Origin of the sequence: Kosakonia oryzae (assembly GCF_001658025.2) — a bacterium.
Classification (GTDB): Bacteria; Pseudomonadota; Gammaproteobacteria; order Enterobacterales; family Enterobacteriaceae; genus Kosakonia; species Kosakonia oryzae.
The window spans coordinates 269,331-283,903 of record NZ_CP014007.2; the positions used below are offsets into that span (position 1 = coordinate 269,331).

Genomic DNA, 14,573 nt, shown 5'->3' on the forward strand with positions numbered 1-14,573 from the left:
GGTGGATTATGAAAGAAATGATTGATTTAATTGATTTTTATGGCTTTTTGCAACAAGAGCAGAAAGTTAAACATGAAGAGTTTCTTAACAATGTTGAAAAGAATAAAGCAGTTACTAAGTATTCTGATAATGTGTTAGTGGAGTTTTTTCCATTTGAGAATGAAATTTTTGGTCTGAAAAAAGGCAAAGAATTGAGCCTTCCTAAGGAAATTACAAAAGATGTAAAAAGGAATGTATTTGATCATAGTGGTTCTTTAATAATGACAGAGGATGTGCTTGCCGGAGATCGTGTTACCAGCAGGACTTTTTATTTTTATTACAATGATTATTCAGAACGTATCTCATTCCAAAAAGTTGGGACCTTCAGGTTAAAGACGGTTTCACGATTCTTTAATAAGCATGAAAATTCAATTTTATTGATAAAAAGTTCTATAGGGGAAGGACAGTGGGATTTTAAGTTTGAAGATAACATTCTGAACCATATTATTATTAGCGAAAGGGATTGCGCAACTGATTCCAGCACAACGAGAGTTGTTGAACTGAAATATAATGAAAGTCACAAGCTTATAGAGGTGATAAATAAATATGAAAATGGCTCATCTCAGATAATATATAAAGTAAAATAATAATGCTATATATATTTATCTTTTAATGGCCAGAAAAAACTGGCCTTATTTATTATGTTAACAGGTATTATTATACTGAAATGTATTTGTAGAGCCTGGTGTAAGACAAGTGTCTCATGTTCGTCAGATAGATGAATGTAATTCATTTCAGAATATGCAGATTCAATAAGATAATATCTGCTTTATTAACTTATTGAACTATCATATCTTTAAGTTTTTATAGAGAATTTCTGTAAGATAAGCTATGGTCTCTCGAATATTGGACGATATCGATTTGATAACAAGAATTTTAACTGCAGGGAATAATGCCAGTTGAGTTTTAACCTGTTTATAGTTTTCTTATAGGAAGTGGTAAGTTCCGGTGTGAAAAATACATTTATCGGGGGATAGAGGCAACTGCTTATTCAGTCGGTCAGCCAGGTCATATCGAAGGCGACACCACAGCCGCACGCCGGAACGCACGCAGTACGCATGGTCCAGGCTGCAAATGGTGGGCGAAACTGGCGACCGCGACCCGGAAGCCGCCGTGCAGTATATCTACACGGAAAACAGCTACGAGCCGCTGGCGCGCGTCGACAGCCGACAGCAGTACGCGGAAATTTACTGGTATCACAGCGAAATCAACGGGTTGCCGCAATCGGTCACCGACAGTAACGGCGACATCGTCTGGCGCGGCGCGTTCAGCGCATAAAATCTAGAAATGTTAAAGATTCAGCAGCACTGACCCGGATGACCTATCCTGATATGCCAGAAGTGGGTAAAAGATGGAAAGAAAAATAATGCATTCTTCAAATCTGAAGACGACCAAATAAATATCGGCCCAGGAAAAGGTAAAGCGTTAGATATATTCAATAATGGCATTCAGAGTTTTGAGGGGTTAAATTAATATAAATGATACCTGAAAAGAAAAATTTGATTATTTCGTTAATGAAAAACGATATTGACTTTTCAAGATTTCTTAATAAATTCAATGAAGCGCATGGAGAACTAGATATATGCAACGAACTTATTTTAGCCCGTGAAGCGAAGGATGGTGAATTCGTTGATCTATTGCTATATCTTGCTGCTGTGGTAAGTTATGAATTCAAATGCATTGATGTCTTAAATGATTTGATTACAGATGATTGGCATGAAAAGCATGAAGAATTGGTTAGACTATTGGATTTTTATAAGAGTGCGTCAAGTGTAAATTCTCTATATTACGCAGCATTATTAAAGCTCAGTTATCGTGATTATGATGAAGATTTCGTGTTGGCAGATAAATGTATAAGAACCTTGGCAAAAATAAATAATAAAGATGCTATTGAAAAATTAAAGTTACTTAGTGCCGCTAATAATGATGCAATAAGTAATAGCGCGAAGAAACAATTAAAAAAGTTGGGAGTAATTGTAAGCCCCCCGTTTTAGTTCCACATCCTTTTTTGAGATTTCCAGGCGCAAGCCATTTCTCACAAAACGGATGTCAGGCAAGCAGACGTACGCAAAACCATCCCCTATACTGCGGAAAACAAAGAGAAAATCACTTTTATCAATATCAACAGGGTAAGGGATGGATACAGCTGAATTTTTCGGCCAGCTTGTGCAGCAACTGTTGCTCTCTGCGCCGCTCTTTTTACTGATTGCGCTGGGATACTCGCTGGGGCGCTTTGCTGGTTGGCCGGAATCGGTCAATGAGGGGTTAAACCGCTTCTGCTTTAACGTGGCGATCCCCTGCATGTTGTTCAAAGTAATGAGTAAATTCTACGAAAGCCCGGCGGTGGATGTGCGGTTGCTGATTGCTTATTTCGGCACCTGCTTTGTGATCTACGTTATCGGGCGGATTCTGGCGAAAGGCGTATTCCGCCTCGATTCGGTTTCTGCTTCGGTATTTGGCCTTGCGGGCATCTTCTCTAACAACGTGATGCTCGGCATTCCGGTCGCGGTAATCCTGCTTGGCCCGGCGAGTCTCGCTTCGGTGGCACTGGTTTTAGTGTTTAACAGCCTGATCCTGTGGACGCTGGTCACCGTGTCAGTGGAGTGGGCGCAGAACGGCAGCTTCTCGCTGCGCGGGATTGGCAAAACGCTGCTCAGCGTACTGCGTAACCCGATTATCATCGGCATTTTCACCGGTTTTGCCTGGAGCTTTCTGCTGCATCGCCCGGTGCCCACTTTCCTCGATAGCCCGGTCAGCATGGTGGCGCAGGTGGCCGCGCCGCTGACGCTCATCACCCTCGGCATGAGCCTGTCGCGCTATCAAATCCGCAAAGGGCTGCGCGAAAGCGGCGCTATCTGCCTGTTGAAGTTGATCCTGATGCCGGGGCTGATTTGGGCGATAGCGTATCTGCTGCATCTGCCGCGTCAGGAAAGCCAGGTGGTGGTGCTGTTAGGCTCAATGGCGGTGGGGATCAATGTCTATCTGATGGCGCAAAAGTTCCAGGTATTGCAGGGCGCAACGGCAACCAGCATGCTGCTTTCCACGCTGTTCTCTACCGTAACGACGCCGCTGTTTATGATTTTGATGGCCCATTTCTACCCCAACTGGCCCTGAAGATTCTCTCTCTTGCGTCTTCAGGACTTGAATTCATTTGCCGTATGTATGTATATATAACGATCTATATAAGTCGTTATATATTTCTGCGGGTGACTAATGGATATTCTCTCTGATATGCCTTACGCCTTTCTCGGTAGCCGGTTAAAACGGCTGGCCGAGCAGTTGCAGGCGGAAGCCAGTGTATTGGTACAAAATACCGGGATTCATGTACCGGCCGGGCTGTACCCGGTTTTGCTGGCGCTCTATCGCCAGCCTGGTTTGACGATTGGCGAACTGGCCCGCTGTTCGCGGGTTAGCCAGCCTGCGATGACCAGCAGTATCAACCGCCTGATCCGCGCCGGGTTAGTCACCCGCCAGAGTGACGGTGAGGATCGGCGAAAATCGTTTATTCGCTTAACGGACGAGGGGACAAACGCCATTGTGCGGGGCGAAGAGATGGCATGGCCGCTGCTGGGCAAAGTGGTTCAGGAGCTGACGGCCGGCCTTTCGGGCAACTTTATCGAGCAGATCGCGCAGCTTGAAAAACGCCTTGCCGAACGCCCGTTGCCGGTTCGCGGCGCGCGTTACACCAAACTCGATGTTCGCCCCGTGAGGGAAGACGAAATCGCCGATGTCGTCACATTACTGAACCGCGCTTACCGCAGCGGTGGCGAGGAAGCAGGCTGGACAACCGAAGCGGGTTTGCTGGATGGCGATCGCATTAGCGAGCAAACGCTACGTGAAGAACTGGCGAGCAAACCGCAGGCGACGTTGCTGGTCTGGAAAACCGCCAGCGGCATTGATGGCTGCGTCTGGGTAGAGCCGCAGCAGGACGGCGTGTGGTATCTCGGATCGCTGGCGATTGCGCCGTCGCAGCAGAATGCGCAGTATGGCCGACGCCTGCTGGAAGCGGCGGAACAGTGGTGTCGGGCGCGCGGCGGGAAACGTGTCCTGATGACGGTGTTGCAGGTGCGGGAGTCGCTGCTGGCCTGGTATCTGCGTCGCGGTTATCACCGCACCGGGGAAACCGAGCCGTTTCCGGTGGATGATACCCGGTTTGGCATTCCGACCCGGCCCGGTTTGCTGTTCGAAGTACTGGTGAAAACGCTTAGTTGAAACAGTGGCTGCCCGGGTTGAGGGCAGCCACCGGCTCAGACAATATCGTCCACCACGCCGCCATCAACGCGCAGCGCCGCGCCGGAAGTGGCCGAAGCCTGTTTTGAACAGACGTAAACCACCATGTTTGCTACCTCTTCGACGGTAGCCGCACGCTGGATCACCGAGCTCGGGCGGTGCGCCATCACAAACTCTTTCGCCAGCGTTTCCAGCGATTTACCGGTTTTCTCGATCTCGTCTTTCATCATATCGGCAAAACCGTCCGACATCGTCGGCCCCGGCAGTACGCTGTTAACCGTCACACCGCTACCGGCGACGAATTTTGCCAGCCCGCGCGCCAGCGAGAGCTGCGCAGTTTTCGTCACCCCGTAATGAATCATATCCGCCGGAATATTCAGCGCCGATTCCGAAGAGATAAACACCACGCGGCCCCAGCCTTTTTTCACCATGGCCGGCAACAGCGCGCGGGAAAGGCGCACGCCGGACATCACATTGGTCTGCCAATATTTTTCCCAGGTTTCATCATCGGTAGCGTAAAAATCCTGCGGGCCGTAAATCCCGGCGTTATTGACCAGAATGTCGGCTTCCGCCGCTGCTTTCAGCAGTGTTTCCACGCCCTGCGCCGAGCCGAGATCGGCAATCGCCGTGCGCAGACGCGCGCCCGGCACCTGCTTCGTTAGCGCCTCTTTCGCCTTATTGACTGACCCTTCGCTGCGTCCGTTCAGGATCACTTCCGCACCGCTCTGGGCCAGACCTTTCGCAATTGCAAAGCCGATCCCGCCCGTTGAGGCGGTGACCAGCGCGACTTTATCGTGCAGCTCAATCTTCATCGTCCGCTCCTTGCCAGTTAGATTTTACAAATAACTAAGGCTAGCACCTGCGCCGCAGAACCGTTGTCAATTGTTGCGCCATTACGCGTGGAGGCTGGCTTATGCCATTCCCGGCATTGCTTTTCCGGTTTTATTCGTTCCCTCGTTTTCAGCGCTCTACCAGAATGGATTGCACAAAATATATTGATTTTTTTTTGCTCATTTCAGGGGACCGACAAACAGATGAATAAATACGGCATATTTTCCCTTCTCCTTGCAATAAGCGGCGTGCAGCAGGCCAGTGCGGCAGAAGAGAGCGTACCCGCGCATCCAACATTTACGATTCAGGCGGATAAAACATTAAACGCGAAATTACCTGCCGATATTGCAAAGCGTGGTTATATTATTGCCGGTACCAATCCAAATACGCCGCCAACCACGTTTTATCAGGAAGATAATAAAACGCTGGCCGGGCGTGAAATCGATATTATGACCGCCGTTGCCGAACGTCTCGGTGTGAAAGTGCAATGGCACGATACCGGCGGTTTCGACAATATTATTCCGGGGCTGAAATCAGGCCGCTACGATGTGGCGCTCGCCAATATTAACGCCACACAAAAACGCCTTGAGCAGGTTGATTTTGTCAGTTATTACGACGCCTCGCGCTTAGGCATTATTTCCCGCCAGGATGCCAATATTCCCGCCTTCACCGAACTCACCCAGGTGTGCGGCAAAGAGATTGGCGCCGGGGCTGGCACCACGCAAATCAACCGCCTGAACGAAGGCAGCAAAGCCTGTGAAGCGCAGGGTAAACCGCCGATTAAAGTCGCCGTCTTCCCGGATCGCCCGGCAGGTGTACAGGCGGTGGTCAGCGGCCGCGTGCCGATGTTCTTTGGCCCTTATGAAGGCCTGACCTGGCAGGTCAGCAAAGTGAAACCGCTGACCATGAGCGGGCAAATCAGCGTTAACGACGCACCGGTTTCTATCGCTTTCCCGAAAGGCTCCGGGCTGGAAGAGGCCGTTCAGGCCGCGCTCAACTCCCTGATCAAAGATGGCTCTTACCAGAAGATCCTCGACCACTGGTCGATCGGTTTTGGCGCGGTAAAAGAGTCCAAACGTAACGAAGAGATTTTCTAATGGCGCACACCACCGCTTCACAATCGCAGGATGAACTGCGCATCATCGGAAAACGCTACTACGGGCGCTGGTTCAGCGCCCTGTTCGTTTTGCTGCTGCTGGCAGGGCTGCTGCACTCTGTTTTCAATAACCCGCGTTTTGAGTGGGGCGTGGTGGCGCAAAGCTTCACCGAAGAGTCCATCCTCAGCGGCGTGCTGATGACGTTGCAACTAACCGCTATTTCGGTGGTACTGGGCTTTGCCGGCGGCACTGTGCTGGCGCTGATGCGCCTTTCATCGAATCCGGTGCTGGTCGCTGTTAGCTGGGGCTACACGTGGTTTTTCCGTGGCGTGCCGATGCTGGTGCAACTGTTCCTTTGGTACAACATTGCGGCGCTCTATCCAACGATTTCAGTAACCTTGCCAGGGATTGGCGAACTCTACAGTTCTCCGGCGAACGCGCTGATAAGCCCATTCAGCGCGGCGGTCATTGCGCTGGTGATGCACCAGTCGGCCTATGCGGCGGAGATTATTCGTGCCGGAATTCAGAGCGTCGGTAACGGCCAACTGGAAGCTGCGCGGGCGCTCGGCTATTCGCGCGGGCAGATTTTCCGCCATACCGTGCTGCCGCAGGCAATGCGCGCGATTCTACCGCCTGCCGGTAACGAAGTGATTGGTCAGCTCAAAACCACCGCTGTGGTATCGGTGATCTCCTTGCAGGACGTGCTTTACTCGGCACAAATCATCTACCAGCGCACCTATGAAGTGATCCCGCTGCTGCTGGTGGCAACGGCATGGTATCTGCTGCTCACCTCGGTGTTGTCGGTCGGGCAGTTTTATGTCGAGCGCTACTTCTCGCGCGGCGTGAAACGCGTGGAAGCAAAAGTCTGGTTTGCCCGTAAGCTGCCGGTTTATCTGTTGAATGCCAGGAGAGTGAGCAATGGCTGAAGCCATCGAATTACGCAACATTACCAAACGCTTCTCCGGGCAGACGGTGGTCGATAGTGTCGATCTGGATGTCGATGCCGGTTCGGTTACCGTGATCCTCGGCCCGTCGGGTTCCGGGAAATCTACGCTGCTGCGCTGCATTAACCATCTGGAAAAACTCGATGCGGGCACCATACGTATCGGCGGAGAGCTGGTGGGTTATGAACAAAAAGGCCGGGCGCTGTTTGAAGTCAGCGACAGTAAAATCGCCCGTCAGCGCAGCCGCATTGGCATGGTGTTCCAGCAATTTAATCTGTTCCCGCATCGCACGGTGCTGCAAAACATTATCGATGCGCCGATCCGCGTGAAGAAACAGCCGCGCGCGCAGGCGGTGGCGAAAGCGCGTTTGCTGTTGCAGCAGGTAGGGCTGGCGGGGCGGGAAAACGACTGGCCGCAGCAACTTTCCGGCGGTCAGCAGCAGCGCGTGGCGATTGCCAGAGCGCTGGCGATGGACCCGGAAGTGATGCTGTTTGATGAACCAACCTCGGCGCTGGATCCGGAACTGGTGGGTGAAGTGTTGCAGGTGATCAAAGCGTTGGCGCACTCCGGCATCACGATGGTCATCGTCACTCATGAGATCGGTTTTGCCCGCGAAGTGGCCGACAACATCGTCTTTATGGAGTCAGGCAAAATCATCGCTTCCGGCCCGGCACGCCAGTTGCTGGAGAATAACGCCAACGCCCGCGTCAGCCATTTCCTCTCTACGGTGCTGTAATTATGGCTTCTGTTACCCACAGCTCGCACTGGGGCGCATTCACCGCCTCCGATAGCGGCGACGAACTGCAAATTACGCCGTTTCCCGGCGATCCCGATCCCAGCCCGCTGCTGGAAAACCTTGCTGATACGCTGCGCCACCCGGCGCGTGTCACGCAGCCGATGGTGCGTAAAGGCTGGCTGGAGAATGGCCCTGGCCCGGATGCGCGTCGCGGCGCGGATGAGTACATCGCCATTAGCTGGGAGCAGGCGCTAGATCTGGCGGCCAATGAATTGAAACGCGTAGCGGATAATTTTGGCCCGCAGGCGGTGTTCGGCGGCTCTTACGGCTGGTCGAGCGCCGGGCGTTTTCACCATGCGCAAAGCCAGCTTCATCGCTTTCTCAACACCACTATTGGCGGTTATGTGCGCTCGGTGTGGTCGTACAGTTCCGCCGCCGCCTGCGTCATTCTGCCGCATATTGTTGCTCCGCAGGATGAGATCGCCCGGCGCGGCGTAAGCTGGCGCGAGATCGCCGAACACAGTGATATCGTGCTGGCGTTTGGCGGGCTGGCGCTGAAAAACTCGCAGGTCGCCAGCGGTGGGATGAGTGAACATACCGAGCGCGGCTATATGCGCCAGGCCGCCGCGCGTGGCGCGACGTTTATCTCCGTTAGCCCGCTGCGCAGCGATTTACCGCAGGAAGCTGCCGGTGAGTGGCTGCCGGTACGTCCGGGCACCGATGCTGCCTTGATCCTCGCGCTGCTTCACACGTTGTGGCGCGAAGGGCTGAGCGATGAAGCGTTTCTTGCCCGTTATTGCACTGGCTGGCCGCTGCTGGTGGCTTCGTTATCCGGCGAGCAGGATGGCACCGTGCGCGATGCCGCCTGGGCAGAAGCTATTTGTGGCGTACCGGCGGAGAAGATTGTCGCGCTGGCGCGGCGTCTGCACGGTAAACGGGTGCTGGTGACGGTCGCTCACTCCCTGCAACGGGCGCAATACGGCGAGCAGCCGGTATGGCTGGGCCTGGTGCTGGCCGCCGCCCTGGGGCAACCTGGTCTGCCCGGCGGCGGATACGCCTATGCGCTGGGGGCGCTGGGGCATTACGGCAAAGCGTTTAACCGCGTCTCGTTTCCTGCGCTACCGCAGGGCGTCAACGGCGTGGAAGATCTTATTCCGGTGGCGCGCATTGCCGATATGCTGCTCAATCCCGGCGAGCCGTTCGACTTCAACGGCGTGCGTCGCCGTTATCCACACATCAAATTAGCGTGGTGGGCGGGCGGCAATCCGTTTCATCACCACCAGGATCTGGCGCGGCTGCGCCATGCGTTTTGCCAGTTGGATACCTTAATCGTTCATGAGCACAGCCTGACGGCCACGGCCCGCCATGCGGATCTGATTTTGCCCGCCACCATGACGCTGGAGCGTGAAGATATTGGCGGTGCGCCGACCGATCGCTATCTGTTCGCCATGCATCCGGTGGCGCAGCCGTGGGGACATGCGCGGGATGACTTTGCTATTTTCCGTGATATTGCCGCCCGTCTGGGGCGTGAAGAGGCGTTTACCGAAGGCCGGACGGTGCGCGAGTGGTTACAACATCTGTACGGTCAAATGCAGGAGAAACTGGCGCAGGAAGGGGTCTCCACGCCCGCGTTTGACGATTTCTGGCGGGAAGGCATATTGCAACTGCCGCAGGTGGACGACGGCGGGCGGCTGATGCGCCGTTTTCGCGCCGATCCTGATGCGCATCCGCTGCCAACGCCGGACGGGAAAATCCAGATCTACTCGGCGACCATTGCCAGCTTTAATTACCCGGATTGCCCCGGTCTGCCGGTGTGGCTGACGCCGGACGAGCAGCCCGACGCCCAGCATCCGCTGTGGCTGATCGCCAATCAACCCGCCACCCGCCTGCACAGCCAGCTTGATTACGGGCGGCACAGCGCACGGCACAAAAAGCAGGGGAAAGAGGTCTGTACGATGCACCCGATAGACGCCGCCGCGCGCGGTATTGACGAGGGCGCGATTGTAATGCTGCATAACACGCGCGGTGCGGTACTGGCAGCGGTACGGATTGCCGACGATATTATGCCCGGCGTCGTCCAGCTTCCGACAGGCGCCTGGTACGATCCCGTCGATCCGCTGGCGCAGCGTCCACTGTGCCGCCACGGCAACCCCAACGTGTTAACGCGCGATATCGGCACCTCATCATTAGGCCAGGGTTGCAGCGGGCAGATCACCGTGGTGCAGGTTTCCCTCTTCACCGGCGATGTCGGCGAAGTGCAGGCCTTTGCGCCGCTCTAAACCAGCAGCAATGCCTGTAATGCCGGTAACGCGTGCGCGTTTTCCAGCCGTGTTAGCGCGAGCCAGTGTTCGCGGGTGGCATCATCCACCTGCGGCAGGCAGCGGCGCAGCTTCTCCGTTAGATCCACCCCCTGCGCCAGTAACTGCTGGCGCGTAGCGTGCGCGGTAAACTGCGCGCCGGAGCGGGTGGTTAAAGTCAGGCGATGAAAACGCGCTGACGGGTTAAGGGCATCGGGCGGAGCACTGTTATCCGGCGTACGGATGATGCGGGCCGCCAGCTCGGCGGTGCGGGCTTTTACCGCACCGGGCGCGAAGCTGCCGAGCGGTAAGTCGTTTTCCAGCAGGCATTCGGCAACCACATATTCCAGGCTGAAACGGGCTTCAACACCGTTCGCGGGTGCGCGAATAAACGCCGCCACATCGCCGCCGGGCGGAAAGGCCACCGCAATCTGTTCCACCTCAGCAAATAAATGTTCGACAGAAAATCCCGCCGCCAGCCACCGCGCGCGCAGATCCAGCGCCGCCAGCGCCGCGCCGTGGGTGCCGCTACAGGTCGGCCAGGGTTTGAATTCCAGCCCCGGCGTGATAATGCGCCAGGGCGCGCCCCAGCCAGCGGTCAGTTTTGCCGGATCGGCCGTCGCCGGGCTATAAGCCGCGAGAAAACCGGCCAGCGCGCCGTCGGTTTTCGCTTCCACGCCATGCTGTGTCAACTGCACGGCGGTAATCGCCGCTCTTGCTGCCAGCCCGGCGTGCAGCGGTTTGATATCAGAGCCGAACTGCACGCGCAGCCCGGCGGCCTGGCTTGCGGCAATGGCGAGGATATTCGCCGTCTGCGCTGCGCTGGCATTAATCAGCCGTGCGCAGGCGGCGGCTGCAGCCAACACGCCCAGCGTACCGGTATTGTGAAACCCCTGCACATAATGGCCGCTGCCCACCGCCAGCCCGAGGCGACCCGCCATCTCGACCCCCAGCACAAACGCATCGAGAAAACGCGGCCCCTCCGTTATATCGTCTGCCGCCGACAGCGCCAGCAGCGCCGGGAGGATAACCGTTCCGACGTGGCCGCGAAAATCCGGGTGAAAATCATCAAAGTCCAGCGCATGACCGCTGTAGCCGAGACGCAATGCGCGTGACTGGGCATCCTGCCCCGGCCAAATTTTGCGCAACGCCAGCAGCGTGGTGTCGGGCAGCGTGCCGTTCACCAGCGGCAGCGCGACGGCAAAGAAATCGAGCACGCCGCGTCGCGCCTGCTCCCGCGCGTTATCGTCGGGTTGCGCGTCAACAATCAGCCGCGCAACGGCTTGGGTCAGTTCGCTCATGCGGCGGCCTTTTTTAGCGCCTGCACGGCCAGATTTGCCAGCCATTGCGACGTCGGAAACAGCGCGGCGTCATCAACGCGGAATTGCGGGTGATGCAGGGCATAAGGGCCGCCGGAACCGATCATGATGAACGCGCCGGGCAGATGCTGCTGGTAAAACGCGAAGTCTTCACCGATCGGGTTGGCGGCAATGCGCCGGGCGTCAAAACCGCTCTGCCGTCCGGTTTCCAGCGCCAGATCAACCCACGTTTCGCTGTTGACCACCGACGGCGGCCCGGGCTGCCAGTCGAGGGTGATTTGCGCGTTAAACGCCGCGCCCAGCCCGGAGAGCACATCACGCAGGCGCTGCTCGATTTGCTCGCGTACCGTCTGGCTAAAGGTACGCACAGTACCTTCCAGCCAGGCGCAGTCGGGGATTACGTTCCAGGTACTGCCGCTGTGAACCTGGGTAATCGACAGCACGGCATTTTCATCGGAGGGAACATTGCGGCTGATTAAGGTTTGCAATGTGGTGATAAGCTGCCCGGCAATCACCACCGGATCATTACCTTCGTGCGGCCGCGCGGCGTGGCTGCCGGTGCCGGTAATATCAATGCGGAAACGGTCAACCCCGGCGGTCAGTGCCCCGGCTTTACTGCCCATTACCCCAACCGGCAGCGCCGGATCGTTGTGAATACCAAAAATCGCCGTTGCGCCATCCAGCGCGCCTGCGGCAATCACCGCTGGCGCACCCTGGCCCGTCTCTTCCGCCGGTTGAAACAGAATGCGCACCCGGCCCGGGAGTTCCGCTTCCTGCGCTTTTAACAGAATGGCCGCGCCGAGCGCGCTGGCACTGTGGAAGTCGTGGCCGCAGGCATGCATTACGCCGGGATGCTCAGAGCTGAACGGCACGCCGGATTTTTCGTCAATCGGCAGCGCATCGATGTCGGCACGCAGCACCACCAGCGGGCCAGGCTGCTGGCCGCCCAGTTCAACGACCAGCCCGGTGGCTAAATCCAGCGGCAGAATACGAATCTGGTGTTTTTCCAGCGCGGCACGCAGGCGGGCGGTGGTGGCGAACTCCTGGTTAGAGAGTTCAGGGAAACGGTGTAATTCATGGCGAAAGTCGGTCAGCCAGCCGGATAATGCAGCGATATCAGTCATAGGGTTACTCATCAGGGAGATTGACGTGCCAGCCACGCGCTGTGGGCGGCGTTATCAAGGATTTTCTTCATAAACAATGTGATATGGCCTTTGCCCAGATCCGCTTCATGGGAAGGCTCAAAACCATACTGCTGATAAAACGGGATCAGCCACGGATGGCTGATAGCAGTGCCCAGCGATACCGCCGGGGCGCGAAGCTGCTCGCGCAGAATATGCGTTTCCACCCAGTCGTAGATTTGCCGCCCGCGCTGCTCGCCGCGATAGCGCGGATGCGCGCCAAACCAGCCAATATGCGGCAGACCAAATGGCCCCGGCAGCGGTCCCCACGGGTAGCGCAAGGTGATCGAGGCGGCCAGATCGTCATCGATAAACAGCCCCCAGACGCCGTGCTGTTGCAGGTGTTGCGTCACCTGCGCCTTGCTGGTGGTGGCGGCATCAAAATGGATCCCCAGCGCTTTCACCTGCGCGTAGGCTTCCAGCATCAACGTCAGGTAGATCTCGCTGTCGGCAGCGGTAAGCTGGCGGTAGTGTTCGCTCATTGCGGCTCCAGTAATGCGGAGCGATCGGCGGCACGCAGAACGTCATTTACCTTTTCCACCGCGCTGCCGAGGTAACGCGCCGGATCAAGCCACGCATCGAGATCGGCTCCGCTGATCGCCGCCGCGATTTCCGGCTGCTCTGCCAGCACGCTTTTAAAATCGCGACCAGTCTCAAAAGCGGCCATCGAGCAGGTGTAAACCAGGTGATGTGCGGTCTGTTTGCCGAGGGTTTTTCCCGCTTCAAACATCACGCGTTCAGAGAGCAGCAGCCCGGCCTGAATATCCAGGTTAGTACGCATTTTCGCTTCGTTGACCGTCAGGCCGCTGAGAATGCCCTGCGCATTTTGCAGTTGCGCCGAGAGATAAAGGCAAATCTCCGGCAGCGCCAGCCATTCGGCCCGCCAGCTCATGGCGTCGCGTTCATGCTCAACGTGCATCGATTCAAAAATCAGCCCGGCGCTGTGGCGCACCGGCGCAGTCAGGCTGGCCAGCCCTTCAATCGCCGCCGGATTACGTTTATGCGGCATGGTGGTGGAGCCGATTTTCCCGGCGCTGAACGGCTCTTCAACTTCGCCGATTTCGGTGCGCATCAGGTTATAGAGTTCATTGCCAATTTTGCCGAGCGAGCCGCTGATCAGCACCGCCAGCGAGGCGAATTCACTCAGGCGATCGCGCGCCGATTGCCAACCGATATTCGGGCTTGCCAGCCCCAGCAGCGCCAGTGCGCGGCGTTCCACTTCCGGGCCTTTATCGCCCAGCGCCGCATTGGTGCCGATCGCGCCGTTGATATTGCCGGTCAGCACGCGCGGGCTGATTTCATCAATGCGCGTCAGGTGGCGCAGAAATTCATCCAGCCAGACGGCGACCTTAAAACCGAACGTGGTGGGCAATGCCTGCATGCCGTGGGTGCGGCCGACCATCAGCGTGCGCTGATGCCGTTCAGCAAGCTGACGCAGCGCGCGTGCCACCCCCACCGTATCGCGGCGGATAATGGTCAGCGCATCGCGCAGTTGCAGGATCGTGCCAGTATCGACAATATCCTGCGTCGTCGCGCCGTAATGCAGATACTCGCCCGCCGGGCCAATCTGCTGTTGCAGCGCCGTCAGGGTCGGCATAAACGAGTGTTTCATTTGCGCGGCCAGCGTGGCGATATCGCTCAGTTGCAGCGCCTGCGGTTGCGCGCGCTCGGCGATCTCCTGCGCCGCCTGCGCGGGAATAATGCCCAGTTCGCCCTGAGCGCGGGCCAGCGCCACTTCCACGGCGGCCTGCTGGCGAAGACGGTTTTCCTCCGACCAGATGGCGCGCATTTCCGGCGTGGCGAAGTTATTGCCGATAATCAGAAAATCGATGGGATGCGATGACATAGACGCTGTTACCTGTCGGTGAAAAATGAAAAAGAAGCATGGTTAAATTTATT

At 56.2% G+C, this 14,573-nt stretch carries 13 protein-coding genes and 1 pseudogene; 9 read left to right on the forward strand and 5 right to left on the reverse strand.

The features are described from left to right. Positions 1–8 precede the first annotated feature (8 nt). The 5 genes and pseudogenes from AWR26_RS01190 (at position 9) to AWR26_RS01210 (ending at position 4,251) form a co-directional block, all read left to right on the forward strand. A complete protein-coding gene (locus AWR26_RS01190; RefSeq protein ID WP_064563026.1) occupies positions 9–626 on the forward strand; it encodes a hypothetical protein in 618 nt (205 codons plus the stop codon). Between the two features lie 433 nt (positions 627–1,059). Beyond that, positions 1,060–1,311: pseudogene (locus AWR26_RS01195) on the forward strand (RHS domain-containing protein); the annotation flags it as partial. Between the two features lie 206 nt (positions 1,312–1,517). Continuing rightward, a complete protein-coding gene (locus AWR26_RS01200; protein WP_064563033.1) occupies positions 1,518–2,033 on the forward strand; it encodes a hypothetical protein in 516 nt (171 codons plus the stop codon). Positions 2,034–2,175: 142 nt separating this feature from the next. Beyond that, positions 2,176–3,153 (forward strand): AEC family transporter, encoded by a 978-nt coding sequence (locus AWR26_RS01205; protein WP_064563036.1) that lies wholly within the window; start codon positions 2,176–2,178, stop codon positions 3,151–3,153. 99 nt (positions 3,154–3,252) lie between these two features. Next, a complete protein-coding gene (locus tag AWR26_RS01210) occupies positions 3,253–4,251 on the forward strand; it encodes a GNAT family N-acetyltransferase (RefSeq protein WP_064563041.1) in 999 nt (332 codons plus the stop codon). Between the two features lie 35 nt (positions 4,252–4,286). Here the strand turns inward: AWR26_RS01210 and AWR26_RS01215 are convergent, their stop codons facing one another. Further along, positions 4,287–5,081, reverse strand: coding sequence for an SDR family NAD(P)-dependent oxidoreductase (locus AWR26_RS01215; protein WP_064563044.1), 795 nt, complete (start codon positions 5,079–5,081; stop codon positions 4,287–4,289). A gap of 222 nt (positions 5,082–5,303) precedes the next feature. Here AWR26_RS01215 and AWR26_RS01220 point away from each other — a divergent pair, with 222 nt between their 5' ends. The 4 genes from AWR26_RS01220 to AWR26_RS01235 are packed head-to-tail and all read left to right on the forward strand — an operon-like array spanning position 5,304 to position 10,156. Continuing rightward, positions 5,304–6,197 carry an ABC transporter substrate-binding protein gene (locus AWR26_RS01220; RefSeq protein WP_064563047.1) on the forward strand — a complete coding sequence of 298 codons (894 nt, stop codon included), beginning with the start codon at positions 5,304–5,306 and terminating at the stop codon, positions 6,195–6,197. Further along, entirely contained in the window at positions 6,197–7,123 is a 927-nt protein-coding gene (locus AWR26_RS01225; RefSeq protein WP_007369636.1) for an amino acid ABC transporter permease, read from the forward strand. The genes AWR26_RS01220 and AWR26_RS01225 overlap by 1 nt, the downstream gene beginning before the upstream one ends. Further along, the gene (locus AWR26_RS01230; protein WP_064563050.1) at positions 7,116–7,877 is read left to right on the forward strand and encodes an amino acid ABC transporter ATP-binding protein; all 762 of its coding nucleotides are present in this window, start codon (positions 7,116–7,118) and stop codon (positions 7,875–7,877) included. The genes AWR26_RS01225 and AWR26_RS01230 overlap by 8 nt, the downstream gene beginning before the upstream one ends. A 2-nt stretch (positions 7,878–7,879) precedes the next feature. Next, positions 7,880–10,156 carry a molybdopterin-dependent oxidoreductase gene (locus AWR26_RS01235; RefSeq protein WP_064563053.1) on the forward strand — a complete coding sequence of 759 codons (2,277 nt, stop codon included), beginning with the start codon at positions 7,880–7,882 and terminating at the stop codon, positions 10,154–10,156. Here the strand turns inward: AWR26_RS01235 and AWR26_RS01240 are convergent. From AWR26_RS01240 to purB, 4 genes are read right to left on the reverse strand one after another with little or no spacing between them, the layout of a single operon-like run. Next, the gene (locus AWR26_RS01240) at positions 10,153–11,475 is read right to left on the reverse strand and encodes an MmgE/PrpD family protein (protein ID WP_064563056.1); all 1,323 of its coding nucleotides are present in this window, start codon (positions 11,473–11,475) and stop codon (positions 10,153–10,155) included. The genes AWR26_RS01235 and AWR26_RS01240 overlap by 4 nt on opposite strands. After that, positions 11,472–12,617 (reverse strand): amidohydrolase, encoded by a 1,146-nt coding sequence (locus AWR26_RS01245; RefSeq protein ID WP_064563059.1) that lies wholly within the window; start codon positions 12,615–12,617, stop codon positions 11,472–11,474. Before AWR26_RS01245 ends, AWR26_RS01240 begins: the two co-directional genes overlap by 4 nt. An 11-nt stretch (positions 12,618–12,628) precedes the next feature. Then, positions 12,629–13,156 (reverse strand): GNAT family N-acetyltransferase, encoded by a 528-nt coding sequence (locus AWR26_RS01250; protein WP_064563062.1) that lies wholly within the window; start codon positions 13,154–13,156, stop codon positions 12,629–12,631. Next, on the reverse strand, positions 13,153–14,520 hold the full coding sequence (purB, locus tag AWR26_RS01255) for an adenylosuccinate lyase (protein ID WP_064563064.1): 1,368 nt from the start codon (positions 14,518–14,520) through the stop codon (positions 13,153–13,155). Before purB ends, AWR26_RS01250 begins: the two co-directional genes overlap by 4 nt. Positions 14,521–14,573 lie beyond the last annotated feature (53 nt).

Bases quoted from the DNA above. Each gene is read 5' to 3' on its own strand.
- AWR26_RS01190 (WP_064563026.1), top strand. From the start codon at position 9: ATGAAAGAAATGATTGATTTAATTGATTTTTATGGCTTTTTGCAACAA.
- AWR26_RS01200 (WP_064563033.1), top strand. From the start codon at position 1,518: ATGATACCTGAAAAGAAAAATTTGATTATTTCGTTAATGAAAAACGAT.
- AWR26_RS01205 (WP_064563036.1), top strand. From the start codon at position 2,176: ATGGATACAGCTGAATTTTTCGGCCAGCTTGTGCAGCAACTGTTGCTC.
- AWR26_RS01210 (WP_064563041.1), top strand. From the start codon at position 3,253: ATGGATATTCTCTCTGATATGCCTTACGCCTTTCTCGGTAGCCGGTTA.
- AWR26_RS01215 (WP_064563044.1), bottom strand. From the start codon at position 5,081: ATGAAGATTGAGCTGCACGATAAAGTCGCGCTGGTCACCGCCTCAACG.
- AWR26_RS01220 (WP_064563047.1), top strand. From the start codon at position 5,304: ATGAATAAATACGGCATATTTTCCCTTCTCCTTGCAATAAGCGGCGTG.
- AWR26_RS01225 (WP_007369636.1), top strand. From the start codon at position 6,197: ATGGCGCACACCACCGCTTCACAATCGCAGGATGAACTGCGCATCATC.
- AWR26_RS01230 (WP_064563050.1), top strand. From the start codon at position 7,116: ATGGCTGAAGCCATCGAATTACGCAACATTACCAAACGCTTCTCCGGG.
- AWR26_RS01235 (WP_064563053.1), top strand. From the start codon at position 7,880: ATGGCTTCTGTTACCCACAGCTCGCACTGGGGCGCATTCACCGCCTCC.
- AWR26_RS01240 (WP_064563056.1), bottom strand. From the start codon at position 11,475: ATGAGCGAACTGACCCAAGCCGTTGCGCGGCTGATTGTTGACGCGCAA.
- AWR26_RS01245 (WP_064563059.1), bottom strand. From the start codon at position 12,617: ATGACTGATATCGCTGCATTATCCGGCTGGCTGACCGACTTTCGCCAT.
- AWR26_RS01250 (WP_064563062.1), bottom strand. From the start codon at position 13,156: ATGAGCGAACACTACCGCCAGCTTACCGCTGCCGACAGCGAGATCTAC.
- purB (WP_064563064.1), bottom strand. From the start codon at position 14,520: ATGTCATCGCATCCCATCGATTTTCTGATTATCGGCAATAACTTCGCC.